This window comes from Methylotenera mobilis JLW8 (genome assembly GCF_000023705.1).
Classification (GTDB): Bacteria; Pseudomonadota; Gammaproteobacteria; order Burkholderiales; family Methylophilaceae; genus Methylotenera; species Methylotenera mobilis.
Window position 1 is genome coordinate 787,377 of the sequence record NC_012968.1, and the last position, 18,103, is coordinate 805,479.

Annotated in this window: 15 protein-coding genes; 1 reads left to right on the plus strand and 14 read right to left on the minus strand. The window is 47.5% G+C overall.

Going from position 1 to position 18,103, the window contains the following annotated elements; all coding sequences use genetic code 11:
* Positions 1-41: 41 nt before the first annotated feature.
* The 8 genes from surE to MMOL_RS03795 form a co-directional block, all read right to left on the minus strand.
* Positions 42-785 (minus strand): 5'/3'-nucleotidase SurE, encoded by a 744-nt coding sequence (gene surE / locus MMOL_RS03760; protein WP_015831686.1) that lies wholly within the window; start codon positions 783-785, stop codon positions 42-44.
* 78 nt (positions 786-863) lie between these two features.
* Complete coding sequence (locus tag MMOL_RS03765; RefSeq protein WP_015831687.1) at positions 864-1,226, minus strand: DUF2069 domain-containing protein; 363 nt, start codon at positions 1,224-1,226, stop codon at positions 864-866.
* 58 nt (positions 1,227-1,284) lie between these two features.
* Positions 1,285-2,010 carry a HugZ family pyridoxamine 5'-phosphate oxidase gene (locus MMOL_RS03770; RefSeq protein WP_015831688.1) on the minus strand — a complete coding sequence of 242 codons (726 nt, stop codon included), beginning with the start codon at positions 2,008-2,010 and terminating at the stop codon, positions 1,285-1,287.
* Between the two features lie 3 nt (positions 2,011-2,013).
* Positions 2,014-2,613 (minus strand): NAD(P)H:quinone oxidoreductase, encoded by a 600-nt coding sequence (gene wrbA, locus MMOL_RS03775; protein ID WP_015831689.1) that lies wholly within the window; start codon positions 2,611-2,613, stop codon positions 2,014-2,016.
* Positions 2,614-2,626: 13 nt separating this feature from the next.
* Positions 2,627-5,800, minus strand: a complete 3,174-nt coding sequence (locus MMOL_RS03780) for a translocation/assembly module TamB domain-containing protein (protein ID WP_015831690.1) — start codon at positions 5,798-5,800, stop codon at positions 2,627-2,629.
* Positions 5,800-7,551 (minus strand): autotransporter assembly complex protein TamA, encoded by a 1,752-nt coding sequence (locus MMOL_RS03785; RefSeq protein WP_015831691.1) that lies wholly within the window; start codon positions 7,549-7,551, stop codon positions 5,800-5,802. The genes MMOL_RS03780 and MMOL_RS03785 overlap by 1 nt, the downstream gene beginning before the upstream one ends.
* A 43-nt stretch (positions 7,552-7,594) precedes the next feature.
* Positions 7,595-8,968 (minus strand): adenylosuccinate lyase, encoded by a 1,374-nt coding sequence (gene purB / locus MMOL_RS03790; protein WP_015831692.1) that lies wholly within the window; start codon positions 8,966-8,968, stop codon positions 7,595-7,597.
* Positions 8,969-9,241: 273 nt separating this feature from the next.
* Positions 9,242-9,817: a DUF2971 domain-containing protein gene (locus MMOL_RS03795; protein ID WP_187287229.1), complete on the minus strand. Its 576-nt coding sequence runs from the start codon at positions 9,815-9,817 to the stop codon at positions 9,242-9,244.
* A gap of 551 nt (positions 9,818-10,368) precedes the next feature.
* On the opposite strand from MMOL_RS03795, the gene ung reads away from it, so the two are divergent.
* On the plus strand, positions 10,369-11,052 hold the full coding sequence (gene ung / locus MMOL_RS03800; protein ID WP_015831694.1) for a uracil-DNA glycosylase: 684 nt from the start codon (positions 10,369-10,371) through the stop codon (positions 11,050-11,052).
* Positions 11,053-11,150: 98 nt separating this feature from the next.
* On the opposite strand, the gene MMOL_RS03805 is transcribed toward ung, so the two are convergent.
* The 6 genes from MMOL_RS03805 to MMOL_RS03830 all read right to left on the minus strand — a co-directional run bounded on the left by MMOL_RS03805 (position 11,151) and on the right by MMOL_RS03830 (position 17,988).
* On the minus strand, positions 11,151-12,614 hold the full coding sequence (locus MMOL_RS03805) for a bifunctional 2-methylcitrate dehydratase/aconitate hydratase (protein WP_015831695.1): 1,464 nt from the start codon (positions 12,612-12,614) through the stop codon (positions 11,151-11,153).
* Positions 12,615-12,852: 238 nt separating this feature from the next.
* On the minus strand, positions 12,853-14,007 hold the full coding sequence (gene prpC, locus MMOL_RS03810; protein ID WP_015831696.1) for a bifunctional 2-methylcitrate synthase/citrate synthase: 1,155 nt from the start codon (positions 14,005-14,007) through the stop codon (positions 12,853-12,855).
* A 1-nt stretch (position 14,008) separates the two neighbouring features.
* A complete protein-coding gene (prpB, locus tag MMOL_RS03815; protein ID WP_015831697.1) occupies positions 14,009-14,893 on the minus strand; it encodes a methylisocitrate lyase in 885 nt (294 codons plus the stop codon).
* A gap of 132 nt (positions 14,894-15,025) precedes the next feature.
* A complete protein-coding gene (locus MMOL_RS03820) occupies positions 15,026-16,027 on the minus strand; it encodes an HpcH/HpaI aldolase/citrate lyase family protein (protein WP_015831698.1) in 1,002 nt (333 codons plus the stop codon).
* Positions 16,027-17,106: a MaoC family dehydratase gene (locus MMOL_RS03825; protein ID WP_015831699.1), complete on the minus strand. Its 1,080-nt coding sequence runs from the start codon at positions 17,104-17,106 to the stop codon at positions 16,027-16,029. Before MMOL_RS03825 ends, MMOL_RS03820 begins: the two co-directional genes overlap by 1 nt.
* Positions 17,107-17,988 (minus strand): HpcH/HpaI aldolase/citrate lyase family protein, encoded by an 882-nt coding sequence (locus MMOL_RS03830; RefSeq protein WP_015831700.1) that lies wholly within the window; start codon positions 17,986-17,988, stop codon positions 17,107-17,109.
* Positions 17,989-18,103: the final 115 nt, after the last annotated feature.

An 18,103-nucleotide genomic window follows, 5' to 3' on the forward strand; every position in this document is an offset into this window, starting at 1 on the left:
CTTGTGATTTGATCAATGCCACGATTTTATTTCCAGTACTATTAGCTAGATAACCATTGTTTGATGTCATTCAGCTGTGCGTGGCAGGTTAAATCAACTTGAATGGGGGAAATTGAAACTTGCTGATTAGCAACGGCGTAGAAATCGGTGCCTGGGCCGCCATCATTAGGTTGTCCTGCTGCGCCAACCCAATATACCGTCTCGTTGCGCGGTGTTTTTAGCTGTACAACTGGCTCTGCTTTGTGGCGCTTGCCTAGGCGCGTTACTGTACGGCCCTGCAAAGCCTCGTAAGGAATATCGGGTACGTTGACATTAAGTAAGGTAGGGGTGCTGAAGCCGTTTTTCTGATAATGCTGAATTAGCTCGACAGCAACTTTGGCTGCTGTTTCAAAATTAGTAGAGTTATGCTGCGACATAGAAACCGCGATAGACGGAATGCCCAGCAGATAACCTTCCATCGCCGCTGCTACTGTACCTGAGTAGATGGTGTCGTCCCCCATATTGGCACCATCATTAATGCCGCTGATGACCATGTCTGGCATGGTATCCATCAAACCTGTCAGGGCAATATGCACGCAATCGGTAGGGGTGCCGTTCACGTAAAAGAAACCGTTAGCAGCTTTTTTTACGCTCAGCGGACGATCAAGCGTGAGTGAATTACTGGCGCCGCTGCGATTTCTTTCAGGCGCCACCACGGTAATATCTGCAATTTTTGCAATATGTTCGGCCAGTATATTTAAACCTGGTGCGGAATAACCATCATCGTTTGAGAGCAGAATTTTCATGCTTAGCTTACTAATCGTGTTTTCATGCCTAAATTATAGTAGAAGACGTTATGTTTGGCGCTAAAAACTTATACGTGTTTATGGGTTTTTTACCTGGTTTTGCGGCGTTTGGCGTGTCAATCTTGCGTAAAAAATGGTGCACGTGAAAAATAGAATGGTCAGTATCACTTCTGCCAATGCCAGTTTGGCAGAAAGACCAACATCGGCCCATGCGCGTACTACGCCTTCGGTAAAGTAAAACAGGATGAACATACATGACCATTGGTAGGTGTAGCGCTTGCCGCGTAGAATACCAAATAGCGGCAGCAATAGCGGTAATACTTTGAATATCAGCAACGAGCCGCCCGGTTTTAATGGGGCGAGCACCGTCTCCCATGCCAGCGTTAAGAAAATCAGCGCGATTAGGCTAATAGATGCGCCCAGTTGTAGCTTTTGTATCATGTTAGGTTTGTTCACGTTAGTTTTGCTTTAGGGGTTTTATTGTTTGTTTTATAAGTAATTACGCATTGCTAGCTTTTGATAAGCTGACTAAGGCAGCTCGTGCGGATTGTGCGTCATGGATAGGCGTAGCAAACACAAAGCGTAATGTCATGCTTTGATTATTAACTGTCGCGGCCACATCAAACCCATCACAATCAATGCCCAGCATGCTGGCTTGCGTGGCCTCTACACCGTGTACGTGCCGGCAATAGGCGATAAGGCTATCGGCATGGTCAGTGTTCATGTGGTCGAGAATATGCGCTTCTTGTGCCGCTAATACGTTATCTACAGGCATCTCGGTCATGAGGTCATTGCCTGATAGCCATCCCATTTTGCCAAACCCCGCGATATAGCGGCAGGTTTCAATCTGTATGCGGGAAAACGCAAAGTCATGCATATCAAAGTAGCTGCTGGCTTGCGGCAGATAACGCAAATAGCGTGCGCGCAAATCAGTATCTTCATTTTTATCAATGATATGTGCGTTACCTAGCAAGGTCAGTCTGGCATTGGCTTGTAAATCTTCAGCACCGGCAAATACCAGCAATGATACTTTAGGGTTGGCTGCAATGTTTTTGGTGTGTTCGGCAATGGTGCTAATCAAGATGATAGGTTGGCATTGATGGTCTAACACAAAGGGTGCAACCGAGCCAAATGGAAAGCCTGCAAACTTTACCGAATGTGTGGATAAGATTGCGGTGCGAGTACTGCGTAAAAACTGCCTCGCTTCTAAATGCAGTTGACTCATGGTTTACAGCTTTCTCGCGAGTTTGAGCGCGGTTTCAGCTAAGCGTTTACCCAAGGCGATACATAATTTTTTCTCATCATCACTGATTGGTTTGTCATCCATGGTGCCGCCAATATGGCTGGCACCATAAGGCGTGCCGCCAGTGGTAGTAGCGGATAGGGCAGGTTCTGAATATGGTAAACCCACCATGATCATGCCATGGTGCATGAGTGGCAGCATCATAGTGAGCAGTGTGGTCTCATTACCGCCATGCATAGACCCGGTAGAGGTAAATACGGCAGCCGCTTTGTTCGAGAGTGCGCCTTTTAACCACAAGCTAGTAGTGCCATCTAAAAAATACTTCATCGGCGCTGCCATATTGCCAAAGCGGGTAGGGCTACCTAATGCTACGCCTATGCACTCTTCTAAATCTTGCAGTTCTGCGTATGGATCACCCGTACTTGGAATGTCTGATTCGGTTGCTTCGCAGTTTGCTGATACCTTAGGTACCGTGCGAATGCGCGCAGTGATGCCATCCACGCTTTGCACGCCGCGTGCAATTAGCTGCGCCATCTCGCGTACGGCGCCACCTTGAGAATAGTATAGGACGAGGATTTCGCTCATGAGATTAGTCTGGTTATTTGAAGCTGAAAGTATATAACACATCGACAGCACTTTCATTGCCGGCTTCGGCGCGTAGTGCCCAGCGCGGTGTGATGTTAAATGTGAGTCTTGCAATGTCTTGCAAGCCACTAACGCTTTTTGCGTAGCTTAGGTAAAGCTGCGAGCTTAGCCGTTTGCCTAGGGTGACCGAGGCATTTTCTGCATCGCCGCCAGCGAAGCTGAACTCGTCTAGACCAGCAGCGCGTGCTATTTGGCTTTGCAGCGGCACCGACTGCCCTTGTGAGAATAAGGCGCCCGCGGCCAGTGACAGGATTGCAAAGTCACTTTTACCAGCTTGCTCTGTGCCGTGGCCTAGCACCAACCATGCGAGTTTGTCTGTATCCGGTACGTTAGGGTCTGAGACTAACTTAATCTCTGGGATCAGTGCGCTGCCGGTAACTTCAACACCGGCATTGACTGGTTTGCTATCGCGCATGGCGCGGATATTGAGGCCAGGATTATCCATCACGCCATTAAAGTTTAATATGCCGCGTTCTATGTTGAGTATCTGACCATAAGCCATGAAGGTGCCTTTGGAGACAGCAATACTGCCTTCAGTGTGCGGCATGTACTCGGTGCGACCGGTGAGTGTTAACGACCCTGTCAATTTTGCATCCAGGCCACGTCCGCGTAGAACAAAGTCATCACCTAGCCCAACATGAAGGCCGTTTAGCAATACTTGTAATAAGGGCTCTTTTTTGGTGGAAGCCTCTCCTAAGATAATGACGTCATCACTGAGTGTAGGCGTGTCTTCTTGAGCCATTTCTACCAAGCCTTTCTCCACCTTAAAGTCGCCTAAAATGCTCAGCAGATTATCGGCGAGTATGGTTTTGCCAGTTCCGCTAATCACCAGCAGGCGGTCAGTTCTGGAGAGGATGCTAAATTGATCAGCGCTCCAGTTGAGGTCTGCCTTGGGGTGGCCTAGTTCAAACTTTAACCAGCCGTTAGCACTTAATTTGCCTGATCCACCTTGCCATACGGCCTGTTCGATTTGCAGTTGATTATTTTCAAAATGCGCGTTAAATGTACCGTTGCTAAGCTGTATGCCCTCGGATGGCAGGTTAAAGTTGATATTGCTGCCATTTGCTGTGCCGTTCAGGTTAGGCTGTGCCAGTGTGCCGTCGGCAGATACGGTGACTGCGATTTTTCCGTCAAGGTCTGCATCCATGAAACTTGTGGGCATGGGTAGCCATACCAGTGTGCTGAGCTTGGCGTTAGCCGTGAGTTGCAGTGGTGCGTTGTTGAGTATGCTGAAGCCTGCTTCTGTTTTTGTGAGTTGGCTGGTAATTTTTGCGCTGAGTGTACCCAAGTTTTTGCCATCGATATCCGTCTCAATATGCAGCGTGTTGTTCACCACATCAAGCGCCAGTTTTGCTGTTGATAGCCCCAGCGGCAGCGTGCTGCCATCCGGTTTGTTTAAGGTGAAGTCGCCACTTTCGCGCCAAAGGCTGAGGTGGGCGTTGATGGTGTCTTGCGTTGCTATGTTCCACTCTCCTGAGAAGTTGGGGCTGCCTTGTAGTGTGCTGGGTAACGGCAACAGCTCTGGTGGTAGGTCGCTCAGACTGAGTTGTGTGAGCTTGCCTTTACTGGTTAATTTGCCTTTGGCTAGTGCTAGCTGATCAATATGGATGTTACCGTGATTCAATGCCAAGTCTGCTTGCGTAAGCGCGATACCGTCTATATCAGCATGCAGCGTTGCTGGTGCCTTTAACTTGAGTGGAGTTGCGCCTGCATAGGCTAGTTGCTGTAGCATGCCTTGCCACTGTTTTTTTAGGGGTGTGTCTAGCGCTGAGGCGCTGAGGGTAAGCCCGCCTTTAAATGTGCTTTGTAATTTGGCGTCTGGGCTTTCTGCACTAACGGTGATGATGTGGTCGGCTTGAGTGCCATTTAATGTGATATTGCCATTAAGCGGTGCATTTTTGCCATATTGGAGGCTGTTTACTGCCAGTTTTGCAGACATTGTGCCATTATCACCAGTTATCATGCTTGCATCACCGGTTAACTGGTTGATAGATAAGCTGTCTGCCAACTGTAGCTGTTCACCCAGTAGCTTGATGTTCAAAGAGGGCTTCTCCAGTGCACCGTCAATTGTGCCACTCGCGCTTATTTTGCCTGCGACTGATGGTTCCAGCGCTGCCAAGTTGGGTAGATCTGCCTGCCAACTCAAATGTGTATTTTGTGCGCTGATGTTACCTGTGCCTCTGATTTTATTGGTAGCAACGCTTAGCTCAAAGCTAAGTTGCTCTATTGCGCTGGTGGTGAGTTGTGCGTTAACAGCGGCGGACATTGTTTGTGTCTGCCAGGAGCTGTCATGGCTGGTGATGTTGAGCGTGGCACTGGGCGTTGGTTTGAGTGCGCCGTCTAGTGTTATATCTAGGTTAAGTTTGGCTTGTGGGTAGTTACCGAGGCGTTCAGGATGCAGCGCTAAAACCTGGCTGCGCACATGGACTACGTAATCATGCTTTAACTCAACTTGGCCATGCAGCAGCAACTGCGCTGCAGCTTGCTCATTGGCGGATTTTAACAGGCTGATTTTGCCATTTTGTTGTGCTAACCAAGCACTGCTATCGATATTGAGCGTATTAAGATCACCACTTAACTGTGCGCTTAAGTCATACGGGTAAGCTGACTCGGTGTTTTTAATTGAGACATCACCTTTAAGCGCAAAAGGTTTAGCTGCGCTCATATTGATGTGTGCGGTAGCATTGCCCCACGGCGTGTTGGCGTGTGTTAGGTTGAGTTTGAGGTTGTTGGCGTTACCTTCGAAGCCTAATTTTACGTTGTGAAAAGTCTGGCGCTCATCTTGTGTGACAATCACGACTTCACTTATCTCGGACTGTAGAACCGAGATGGGTAGTGGCAGGTTAATACGCTTAGGCAATGGTGACGATTCAGAATCGCTCTCGTTGTTTTTTATGGTAATGGTGAGGCGTTTGGCTTTGAGCTGCTCTACCACAAGCTTGCCATCGCCAAAAGGAGAAAGCTGCCAGCGTGCGCTCAGTTTTTCCAGTTTCAGATGGATGTTGTCTAAATCATGGCTAAAGCTATCTAAGCTTGAGCTGACGCTAATCGGCATCTCGCTGTGTGCGGGTGAAAACAGCAGCAGGCTGATGCTCAACAACAAAATATGCAGGTAATGACGTGTCATTAGAATATCACCCCGATATTAAAATGCAGGCGATAGTCGTCGGTTGCCTGGCCATAGGCAATGTCCGCACCAATCGGGCCTACCGGGCTTTTCCACCTTGCGCCTAGACCGTAACCGTACACTGGCTTTAGCTCTTTAATGCTATTGGCTGCGTTACCAAAATCGGTAAAGATGGCGGCGCCCCATTCTGGGGTTAGCCATTGTATTATCTCAATGCTGCCCGTGGTGAGGTAGCGTGCGCCGACAATGGCATCGCCTTCTGTTACGCCTAGGCTCTGGTAGCCATAACCGCGTACTGATTGGTCGCCACCGGCACGGAACAGAAAGGTAGCGGGTGCACTGTTTTTCCCACTCACCATGCCTAGCTCTGCGCGGGCGATTAACTGCGTGCTTTTAGTGATTGGGTAATAAGCCTGTGTTTTTAAATAGCTTTGCAAAAAAGTACCATTGGACAGTGATGCCAAAGGTGCGCCGTTAAACTGGGCATTAAACAAATAGCCGCGGGTAGGGTTGAGGTTGTTGTCGGTGCGCCTGAGCGTGATGCCATATCCTAGTGTGGCCGCGTAAGTGTCTGAGGAGTCGGCACTATCCAGATTAACATGCTCTGCTAACAGGTTGGCACCAACGTATTGTTCGCGTTTGAGTGAGCCCCATGCGCGCTTTACACCGGCTTGCGTGAGCGTAGTGGTTTGCCCCTCAATCTCGGTTCTAGTTGCTGCGATATTGGCGCTGTCACGATAGCCGCTCGCTGTGGTAGGTAAGCGTATTGTGCCGGAGATGGATTGCAGTTTCTGTTCTAACCTTAGGGTGGAGGTTAGGCGCCAGTTACGGTCAAAAACATTCAGATGTTCTACAGTCAGTTGTGTACGTGCGCCCGTATTGGTACTAAAGCCTGCACCAGTACTGACTTTAATGGATTGGTTTTCATTTACTTTAATTTTAATGGGTGCTTGCTGCTGGTCGGTAAGTGCGGCCTTGCTATCGGCGGTGACTTCCACCGTGCGGAAGTAGCCACTTTCTTGTAAACGCGTTTGAAAAGTGAGTAGCTTTGATTGGCTATACACTTCATTTGGTTTAATCGGATTTAGGTTATGGATAATGCTTTCCGGATAGCGCTCCAGGCCCTCAATTTCCAACTCACCGAAATGCACCGTGTTCCCGCTATCCACAGTGAGTTCTAATGATGCTGTGTGTTGCTGTATATCGATGCTGGCTTTGGTATCTGTGATTACGGCATTAGGGTAGCGGTTGACCAGTAGCTTGGTGACTAGGCTGCGCTTTGCTGCGGTCCAAGCCGCTTGTTGAAACTGTGTGCCGACAGGTAGCGGCCACTCTTCACGTAATTGCTCAATGCTTGGTAAGTCGCGGTGCGGTTGCGTAATGTCACCACTAAAAGTGATGTTGACACTGTTAACCACGGTTGGTGTGCCGGGGTTAACCGACAGCGTGGTCAGATTTTCAAGTTGGTTTTGCGTAGATTGCACGCTTACTTCGGGCGAAAAGTAGCCTTCCGTGGCGAGTAGTTCTTTGATTTGCTTAGGTGCTTCGGCGGATAGGCGTTTCCACTCGCTGGGGGACATGCGTGGGTTGGTGCGCCACTTGATGATATCCAGATGATTTTCTAACAGGGTCTTGAGTGGGCTAGGGGCTTCGATTTCCACTTGGTATTGGTGGCTGTAGCTCGCGTTATCTGCATACGCGAGCACCCCCCAACACAACAAGACTAGGCAGATGATCAGGCTTCTAGTCAAATTCGGAAGCCTTTTTATCAAGGATAGTTACATACATTTAAACTCACTTAATGGTTTTGACAAGCTCCGCCGCTTTACCTGTGTAGTTTGCAGGGGTTAGTGCCAGCAAGGCTTGTTTTGCATCTGCAGGGATAGCCAAATCACTGATAAATGCGTGCAATGAGGCTTGGTTAATACCACCTTTGCCACGTGTCAGCTCTTTTAGCTGCTCATACGGGTTCTCAATGCCATAGCGGCGCATCACGGTTTGAATCGGCTCGGCTAATACTTCCCAGCTATTGTTTAAGTCTTCTTCTAAACGTACAGGATTAATTTCAAGCTTATTCAAACCACGCAAGCAAGAATCATAACCTAGTAGCGTATAGCCAAATGCTACGCCCATATTACGCAATACGGTAGAGTCGGTTAAATCGCGCTGCCAGCGTGAAATTGGTAGCTTTTCTGCCAAGTGACGCAACACCGCATTGGCTAGGCCTAAGTTACCTTCACTGTTTTCAAAGTCAATCGGGTTTACTTTGTGCGGCATGGTAGATGAGCCGATTTCGCCTGCTTTAACTTTTTGTTTGAAGTAACCAACAGAGATATAACCCCAGATATCGCGGTTAATATCAATTAAGATGGTATTGATACGCGCTAAAGTGTCGTATAGCTCAGCCATGTAATCGTGTGGTTCGATTTGTATGGTCATTGGGTTGTAAGTTAAGCCCAGTGAAGTAACAAAACGTTTTGCAAAGCTTTCCCAGTCAAATGTTGGGTATGCAGATAAGTGTGCATTAAAGTTACCAACTGCACCGTTGATTTTGCCAAGAATTTCATTGCTAACTAATTGTTTTTGTTGGCGTTGCAAGCGGTATACCACGTTGGCTAACTCTTTGCCCATGGTGGTAGGTGATGCAGTTTGGCCGTGAGTGCGTGATAGCATCGGTTGGTCAGCCAATTGCTCAGCCAATTCAGTTAAGCGCGCAATCAGATTGTTTAAGAATGGCAGCATCACGCTGTCACGCGCAGACTTGAGCATCAAACCGTGAGATAAGTTGTTGATGTCTTCAGAAGTACAGGCAAAGTGAATAAACTCACTGGCTTTTTTTACTTCAGAGTTGCTATCAAATTTTTCTTTCAGCCAGTATTCCAGGGCTTTTACGTCATGGTTAGTACGCGCTTCAATCGCTTTCACTTGTGACGCATCTGCTTCACTGAAGTTGGTAATCGCAGCATCTAGCTCATGGATGGTTTCTGCGCTAAATGGGGCGATTTCTGCCAATTCTGGCGCGCCAGCTAATGCCTTCAACCACTCGATTTCTACCCATGCGCGGTGTTTAATCAGCGCGTATTCGCTAAAGTAAGGGCGTAAAGCATCAAGTTTAGATTGGTAGCGGCCATCAAGAGGAGAGAGTGCGTTTAATGTGGTAAGTGACATAACAAAAAGAATATTGAGCGTTTTATAAAAGTGCTATTTTACCTTAGTAGTAGATAGGGACAAAAAGTTTTTATTTTTATATCAATTGATTAGTGTGTAGGGTGCTAGGCGCTGGTGTTGATGGTTGTGGACGTTCTTGAAATCTTGATAGCTGATAAATTAAATCAATCACTTATAACTTGTAGATAATTCTGCTACTTGCTTCTGTGGCAATAGCTGTTAAACAAGCACCAGTAATACATGAAAAAACTCTGCTCATACTAACGTTGGAAATCACCGGCGTTGCGCGGCTTCATCGCGCTGCGCCGATGGATTGATGGGTTGGGCACCGCTCGCACCACGACGAAATGACCGGTCTTCGGTCACACGAAACGTGCGAAATGCCATGCGCGCCTTCAAGACTTTGACATGGGGAAGATCGTTTTGAAGGAGCGAGCGAACGCGATCTATCGGAAGTTCACATTTGGGGCCTAGAACCACCTCCGCGAGCCGTAAGTCTTCAGAAAAGTCTTGGAAGAAGAGCCCAGATTCTTTCGTTGCGGGATCCAGTTGGACAAATAGTCGATACTCGTCTTCATACTTCCAGTCTACGAATTTCGTTCTAAGTAAGCGATTAACCAACGCCTCGTCAAGCTTTGGACGTTTCGTTTTCGAATCAACATCAATACGAACTCGCTGCGAGGTATATAGGACTTGCGACAGGAGTTGATCAGGAACATCGAAACCCAAGGCAATCCCAGTGTGCTTTTCCGCATAATGCCCCCACAACAGCGGGTTGCTCCAAGTTCGACTGAAGCAGATTAATCCCTTTGTCTCGTTCAGTTGGGTCTTCATTGCAGCGAATGCCATTCGATGCTCCAGATTTTCCAAGTTGGCGGCCAATAACTCGAATGGGTCATTTAGATCACTGAACCGAGAGATCTTCAGGCGCTTAAGAGAAAGGTTGCTCAAGGCGAATGGAGCGGATGACAAGTAGTAGACCCGCATTAAGGTGCCCAACAGTAATTATAGAGTCCCATGGGTATCTATATTAATAAATGGATGATTGTTATACATGGCTAGAATTGACTGCCTTTCTTGTTTTTATGGTTTCAGTGTCTCTATAGTTAGATGATTAATATAGAGACAGAGCATTACTTCTTCGCTGATTGATTGTAAACCAACACCTTTGAATTTAGAACTTGGTGAAACTGATAGGAGTTAAAAATCCACTTTAGGAGCCAACTAGACAATAATAAAATGAAAAGTAGTGATGGATTTTTCCGTACCACTTTTGTGTCTGAACAAAAATTTAATTTTTTGAGAGAATCTATAAGTTGATGGAAACCTACAACAGTGCCGAGTGCATACAGGATTCGTTCTATAATGGGCTAGTCTCCATTCACCCTCAAGCCTAACTCATGTATCAAGAAAAACCTGGTCAACTTCATCCTTCATGGCAAGCTGTGATAGGCGGAGAGCTTGATAAGCCTTATATGCAATCACTGCGCGCTTTTTTGCTGCAGGAAAAAGCTGCTGGGAAAACGATATTCCCGCCTAGTCCACTGATTTTTAATGCATTTAACCATACGCCGTTTGACAAGGTGCGCGTGGTGATCATCGGGCAAGACCCGTATCACGGTGCAGGCCAGGCACACGGTTTGAGCTTTTCTGTGCCGGACGGCATTGCGTTACCACCTTCATTGCTCAATATCTTCAAGGAAATTGAAAGTGACCTAGGCATTAAAGTGCGCGGCAAGGGCGATTTAACGGCTTGGGCAAACCAAGGTGTGCTGTTATTAAATGCCACTTTGACGGTAGAAATGGGCAATGCTGGTTCGCATCAGAAACGCGGCTGGGAAACTTTTACTGACGCGGCGATTGCTGCTTTGAACTTACGTCGGGAAGGCTTGGTGTTTGTGCTGTGGGGCAGTTACGCGCAGAAAAAAGGGGAGGTGATAGACCCGAAAAAACATCTGGTGCTGAAATCCGTGCATCCATCGCCGTTGTCAGCACATCGAGGTTTTTTTGGGAATCACCAGTTTTCGCGTATTAACGAATATTTGCAAAAGCGCGGTGAGGCACCAATTGATTGGCAAATATAAGATTGAAGTTACAAAGATTATATAAGTCGATGACCAGAAAAATCTAGGCTAGGGCGGGCAAAATAGAGACTTTGCCCGCCTATCTATTTATATACAGATTAACCCTGCCAGAGCATATCTACAAAGGCATTCACCGGCATGGCTTCTAGCGTTTTCTGCGCTAGGCATAACTCTAAGATTTCTGCCTGTTTTTTCGCATCAAACCTGCGTGCCAAGTTTACTTTGAATTTTTTCACTAACTCCGGGATGCCTTCACCACGGCGGCGGCGGTGGCCGATTGGATATTCCACAGCGATATTGTCTGACTTGCTGCCGTCTTTAAAGAACACTTGAATCGCGTTAGCAATCGAGCGTTTTTCCGGGTCGTGGTAATCCTTGGTGTATTCAGCTTTTTCTACGCAAGTCATTTTGGCACGAATCGCATCGATACGTGGGTCTGCTGCCGCTGCGTCTTCATAATCTTGCGCGGTCAAGCTGCCTTTTAATAAACCCACTGCTGCCATATACTGGATGCAATGATCACGGTCAGCCGGGTTGTCTAATGGGCCGGTCTTGTCGATGATACGAATTGCAGACTCGTGCGTGGTAATCACGATTTTGTCGATATTGTTGATTTGTTCCAGTGTTTGTAGCTTGCTGCCAACTTGTGCATTCAATTGGAAGGCACACTCCACAGCAGTCTGTGCGTGGAACTCAGCTGGGAACGAGATTTTGAATAATACTTGTTCCATCACGTATGAGCCGTAGTCGCGTTGGAATTTGAACGCATTGCCCTTAAATAATACGTCGTAGAAGCCCCATGTTTTTGCAGTGAGCGCAGATGGGTAGCCCATTTCGCCTTGCATGGTCATCCAAGCTAAACGTACTGCACGTGAGGTGGCATCGCCCGCTGCCCATGATTTACGTGAGCCGGTATTGGGTGAGTGGCGGTAAGTACGCAAGCTTTGGCCATCCACAAACGCATTAGATACAGCGTTGATAATGTCTTCTTTATTGCCGCCTAGTAGCTTGGTCACTACTGCGGTAGACGCGATTTTTACTAAAATCACATGGTCCAAACCCACGCGGTTAAAGCTGTTTTCCAATGCCAGCACACCTTGAATCTCATGTGCTTTAATCATGGCGGTAAGTACGTCTTTTACCGTGAGCGGCGCTTTGCCTTCGGTAATGTTTTTGCGCGACATATAATCTGCCACCGCTAAAATACCACCCAAGTTGTCAGAAGGATGACCCCATTCTGCCGCCAGCCATGTGTCGTTAAAGTCTAACCAACGAATCATGGCACCAATGTTGAACGCAGCGAGGATAGGATCAAGCTGAAAGCTGGTGCCTGGTACTTTTGCGCCATTAGGTACGATGGTGCCTGCAATCACAGGGCCTAGCAGCTTGGTGCAAGCTGGGTAATCCAATGCTTCAAAACCGCAGCCTAATGTGTCCATCAGGCAATTGCGTGCGGTGTCATAGGCTTCATCGCTATTGATTTCAAAATCTGCCACGTAATTGGCAATATCAACAATGACTTGGTCTGGTGCGGGACGAACGTTAGAGATATGCGACGACATATTAAGGACCTTTAAAGTATAAAAATAAATTAATTCAGTGCGTTATTCACGTAGACCCGCATGGGCTTTTAGTATTTCGACTTGGCTATTTAACTTAATCAGCTACTTAATTTAATTAGTTGTTTAACTTAAATAATTGCTTAACCTAGCAAGTCTGAAGTATAAAAAGTGGAACCCATTTTAAACGGAGAGTAAAACTAAATGGATTCCGCCTCCGCGAGAGTGACGGAGTTAAGGGTTAACGTTGCTCCAGCGGTACATATGGCCGGTTTTCCGGGCCTGTATATTCCGCGTTGGGACGGATAATTTTGTTATCAATGCGTTGCTCAATCACATGTGCTACCCAGCCTGTGGTGCGCGATATCACAAATATTGGCGTGAACATACCGGTAGGGATGCCCATCATGTGATAGCTGGATGCGCTGTACCAATCCAAGTTAGGGAACATTTTTTTCTCACGCCACATGGTTTCTTCAATGCGTGCAGAAACATCAAACAGCGTCATGTTGCCGTTATCTTCGCATAACTTGCGGCTTACCGCTTTGATAGACTCATTTCTTGGGTCGGCAATGGTGTATACCGGATGGCCAAAACCAATGATGATTTCTTTACGCGCCATGCGTTGCATGATGTCAGCTTCTGCTTCATCTGCAGTTTTATAGCGCTCAATAATCTCCATGGCTGCTTCGTTAGCGCCACCGTGCTTAGGGCCGCGTAGCGCGCCAATTGCGCCGGTGATACATGAGTACATATCGGATAAAGTGCCAGCCACCACGCGTGCTGTAAATGTAGAAGCGTTAAACTCATGCTCTGCATATAGCACCAATGAGGTGTTCATTGCACTGATGTGTAGGTCCGAGGGCTTTGTGCCGTGCAGCAAATGCAAGAAGTGTGCAGCAATCGAGTCTTCGTCGGTTTCTACTTCAATACGTTTCTGGTTGTGGCTAAAGTGGTACCAGTAAATCAAAATAGAGCCAAAGCAGGCAATCAGTCTATCGCCCAAATCTTTTGCGCCTTCAGTATTACGGTCGCCAGCTTCAGGTTCCAGAGTGCCTAGCATAGAGCAGCCGGTGCGCATCACATCCATTGGGTGGGCGTTGGCTGGTATTTGCTCTAATACTTTTTTTAAGCCATCGGGTAGACCGCGTAGCTTCTTGAGCTTTTGGTGATAGGCCGCTAATTCTGCTTTATTTGGCAGTGCGCCATGAATCAGCAGATGGGCGACTTCTTCAAATGTCGCGGATTTTGCCAGCTCGATAATGTCATAGCCGCGGTAATGTAAGTCATTACCGGTATGGCCAACGGTACAGATGGCTGTGGTGCCGGCGGAAATGCCAGCCAGTGCTACGCCTTTTTTCTTTTTAGGTTCTTGAGTAGTTGTGGTTTGTGTCATGCTACTTTTCTCCCTTAAATAATGCGTCTAACTTTTGCTCGTAAGCGTGATAGTTTAAGTGCTCATACAGCGCTGCGCGCGTTTGCATGGTGTTTACTACGTTGGCTTGCGTGCCGTCTTTGCGTACTGCTTGATATACATTGAGCGCAGCTTGGTTCATCGCTCTAAATGCTGAAAGCGGGTATAGCACCATGCTGACATGCGCGCTGCGTAACTCATCTACGGTAAATAGTGGGGTGCTGCCAAATTCGGTAATGTTAGCGAGTACGGGTACTTTGACTGCATCGGCAAATTGCTGATACATGCTTAGTTCAGTAATCGCTTCTGGGAAAATCATATCCGCACCAGCTTCTACACAGGCGCATGCACGGTCAATCGCAGATTGCAGGCCTTCTACGGCCAGCGCATCGGTGCGCGCCATAATCACAAAATCCGGGTCAGTTTTTGCATCCACTGCGGCTTTAATGCGGTCTACCATTTCCGCTTGGCTGACGATGGCTTTGTTAGGACGGTGGCCACAGCGTTTGGCTTGTACCTGGTCTTCAATATGCACGGCGCCTGCGCCAGCTTTAATAATACTTTTGATGCTGCGTGCGATATTGAATGCACCGCCAAAGCCGGTGTCGATATCCACCAATAACGGCGTTTCTGTCACATCGGTGATTCTGCGTACGTCAATCAGCACGTCTTCTAGTGTAGATATACCTAAATCTGGGATACCTAGTGAGCCTGCAGCAACCCCGCCACCAGATAAATATAAAGCCTTGTAACCAGTTTGTGTGGCGAGTAGGGCGTGGTAAGCGTTGATAGCACCGATGATTTGCAAAGGTGATTCTGCACTTAATGCGGCTCTAAAACGGGTACCTGCAGTTGCTTGTTTATTCATGTTGCTGATTTCCTTCAGTTCATTTAATCACGCTGTATTAGGCGCTGGCGTGAGGTGGTCAAACCCAAGCCGTCAGCATTAAAGCTGATGGTTATCTTGCAAATCTGTAGGGTTTTAGTTATTTAAAATAATTTATTTAAAAAAGGCTTCAACTGCAGCGGTTGGAATTTCCACTTTAGTTAATCTTGCTTTTTGCAGCACTTCCCAGAAGTATCTGTAAGTTGCGCGGTCATGTAGCTCGCCCGCGTATTGAATTGGCCCCCACTCAGCTTGCTGTGCGGCAAGCAGAATATTGGCTGCATCAATCACTTCATCAAAATTAGGTTTCATTGCATCCACAATGGCCTGAATCTGGGTTGGGTAAATGCTCCACATACGCATAAAACCAAACTCATTGCGTGCGTGACTGGCGTCGCTCAATGTTGTTTCTACATTTTTTAGATCCAGCGTAACGTTGTGCGCAGGCACCACGCCATTGGCAAGTGCTGCTGCAACTACTTCTGATTTTGCACGCGCTAATAAGCGGTGCTCGAATTGGCCTGGGCTACGCATTGCGCTGGCTGGAATCGCGCCATGGTGCGCGCTGACAAAGTCCATCAAGCCAAAGTCCAGCACCTGTAGCCAAGGTAGCGCTGCAATCTCATGCACTTGTTTCAGTGCGCCGTGCGTTTCAATCAAGATATGAATAGGAATCACGCGATTGATATGGTTCTCTTTAGCCACAGCTTGCACGTATTCAATCATTTCACGTGCCTGATCGATACTGGTGCATTTAGGAATAGTGATGTAAGTCAGTACCTTGCCGGCGCCGGCCACTAGAATGTCGATATCTAGTTTCCATGCGGGATGGGTGTAGTCATGGATGCGCGCACCAGCCATTTTGTGTTTATTGGCTTCTGAATTTAATACGCGTACTATCATCTCTGCATGTTCGCGTTCTTGGCCAGCGGCTGCGCCGTCCTCACAGTCGCAAGTGATGTCAAAAACTGCACCTATACTATCTTGCAGTGATAGTGCTTTTAAAATTAGCTTTTCACTGCCAGCAAAATGCTCGCAGGCTGGAATCAGTGGGAATGGTTTTTCTCCGCCAAATAGCGCTTCATTCGGGTGTTTTTTTTGTAAAGTCACAGCCATTATTTGTTTCCTTTGCGAGGCATGAGTACGGTGTAATCAAGATCGAGTACTACATTGGGGTGGTAGCTATTAAATTGCTTGGTTTCTGCTAACTCGGCAGGATTCATGTTTTTAATGCCAACCATGCGTAGTCTTAGCGCGCCCAGGTCGTTTCGGTTAGGCAGTTCCCAGCGCTCCAGCACTTCGGTGAAGTTGTAAATCGTGTCGCCAGCAAAGCTCGGATTGGCGTGCGTACCAGCGTTAATTGCCGCAATGCAGATAGCATTTTCCAAACCTTCATAGCTCAATGCCCGGCATGCGGAAATTACGATGCCGCCATACACCAAGCGTTTGCCAAAGGTGGAGCTTTGCATCAGGTGTGCATCAAAATGCAGGCGCGCGTTATTCTGATATAAGCGTGTTGCCAGCGAGTGGTCGCTTTCGTTGATAGTCATGCCGGCGGCATGGTTGATGCGCTCGCCTGCTTGGTAATCTTCCCAGTAAAACTGGCCGCTGGTTGCCTGTTGGTCAAAGCGGTTTGTAGTTAAATGTGCAGGTATGTTTAATTGCTCCGGCGCAACAAATGATGGCAGCTCAGGAACTGTGGTTGCAGGTGCCGGGGCGTTGCTGTCATGTTTATGTACCATGACCCAGCGCACCCAGCTTAGTACCGGCTGTTGGTGTTGGTTAACTGCGGTAGAGCGCACATACACCACGCCATTTTTGCCATTGGAATTTTGTTTGAGCCCGATTACTTGGCTGGATGTGCTCAGGGTGTCGCCCACATATACCGGTTGTAAAAAGCGCACATCGGCATAACCTAAGTTGGCTACCGCGTTCACGGAAATATCGGGAACGGTTTTACCAAAAGCAATATGGAATGTGAGTAAATCATCTACGGGTGCAGCCTGGTAACCAAGCTTTTGTGCAAAAGGTTCGCTGCAATGTAGCGGGTTGCGGCTGCCTGTGAGTGCGATATACAGTGCGACATCGCCCGCGGTAATAGTGCGCGGGGTGGCGTGATGTATTACTTCATTAAGGGTGAAGTGTTCAAAAAACCGCCCTGATGATGTTTTGTTTGATTGAATTGTGGCCGCCATTTATATGTACTCTTCTTCTAGTTCGGTGATTGCTTCATGCAGCTTAATGAGGCGTTGTGCGGCCTTGATGTGGTGATGTTCTACTAACTTGTCGTTAACTACCACAGTGCCACGGCCAGCCTCATTCGCTTCTTTAAGTGCGGTGATGATGAGTCTGGCGTTAGCGACTTCAGTCGCTTTTGGTGTGTATGCGTCATTACAATAGGCAATTTGTGCCGGGTGCACCAGTGATTTGCCATCCATGCCCATGTCGCGGCCGATTCGGCATGCGTATTCAAATGAATGCATGTTTTTAAAGTCGCTGGTAATGCCGTCAATCACTGCCTTGCCGTAGGCGCGTGCGGCTAAAATCACTAAAGATAATGACGTTAAAATCGCCACGCGTTCATGCGTCACATGGGCATGCAACTGCGAGATAAGGTCTGATGTTGCCATGACGATACAGATGACGCGGTCAGATGCCGCGGCAATCTCTTTTGCATTCAGTACCGCAATCGGGCTTTCTATCATCACCATCATGGGCACATCTTTACCGCCGGCCTCATCGAGCAACTGCTGTGCTTTTAATACATCTTCGCGTGACTCAATATTAGGAAACAAAATTGCATCGGCGCCGATGTTCGCCACTGCTTTAATGTCATCATGCCCCCAGATCGAATCAAGGTTGTTTACCCGTACTACCACTTCTCTAGAGCCGTAACCGCCTTGTTTAATTGCAGCAACTACGTTGGCTCTGGATTGTTCTTTGGCGTCGATAAGGATAGGGTCGCCCAGATCTAGGATGACAGAGTCGGCGGCTAATGTACGTGCGCGATCAAGATAGTGTTGATTGCAGCCCGGTACGTATAGCACAGAGCGTCTTGGACGGATGTGATGTTCCATAATCGTGACTTTGTAAAAATGTTAAATTGATTATATAGATGAAATTTAATAAATGTCAACATTTATCTTATGTCTTATATAAGATATAAAACACTGGACTATTTTTATTTTGCAT

Bases quoted from the DNA above. Each gene is read 5' to 3' on its own strand.
- MMOL_RS03770 (WP_015831688.1), bottom strand. From the start codon at position 2,010: ATGAGTCAACTGCATTTAGAAGCGAGGCAGTTTTTACGCAGTACTCGC.
- MMOL_RS03805 (WP_015831695.1), bottom strand. From the start codon at position 12,614: ATGTCGTCGCATATCTCTAACGTTCGTCCCGCACCAGACCAAGTCATT.
- prpC (WP_015831696.1), bottom strand. From the start codon at position 14,007: ATGACACAAACCACAACTACTCAAGAACCTAAAAAGAAAAAAGGCGTA.
- MMOL_RS03820 (WP_015831698.1), bottom strand. From the start codon at position 16,027: ATGGCTGTGACTTTACAAAAAAAACACCCGAATGAAGCGCTATTTGGC.
- MMOL_RS03765 (WP_015831687.1), bottom strand. From the start codon at position 1,226: ATGATACAAAAGCTACAACTGGGCGCATCTATTAGCCTAATCGCGCTG.
- wrbA (WP_015831689.1), bottom strand. From the start codon at position 2,613: ATGAGCGAAATCCTCGTCCTATACTATTCTCAAGGTGGCGCCGTACGC.
- MMOL_RS03780 (WP_015831690.1), bottom strand. From the start codon at position 5,800: ATGACACGTCATTACCTGCATATTTTGTTGTTGAGCATCAGCCTGCTG.
- ung (WP_015831694.1), top strand. From the start codon at position 10,369: ATGTATCAAGAAAAACCTGGTCAACTTCATCCTTCATGGCAAGCTGTG.
- MMOL_RS03825 (WP_015831699.1), bottom strand. From the start codon at position 17,106: ATGGCGGCCACAATTCAATCAAACAAAACATCATCAGGGCGGTTTTTT.
- purB (WP_015831692.1), bottom strand. From the start codon at position 8,968: ATGTCACTTACCACATTAAACGCACTCTCTCCTCTTGATGGCCGCTAC.
- surE (WP_015831686.1), bottom strand. From the start codon at position 785: ATGAAAATTCTGCTCTCAAACGATGATGGTTATTCCGCACCAGGTTTA.
- MMOL_RS03795 (WP_187287229.1), bottom strand. From the start codon at position 9,817: ATGGCATTCGCTGCAATGAAGACCCAACTGAACGAGACAAAGGGATTA.
- MMOL_RS03830 (WP_015831700.1), bottom strand. From the start codon at position 17,988: ATGGAACATCACATCCGTCCAAGACGCTCTGTGCTATACGTACCGGGC.
- prpB (WP_015831697.1), bottom strand. From the start codon at position 14,893: ATGAATAAACAAGCAACTGCAGGTACCCGTTTTAGAGCCGCATTAAGT.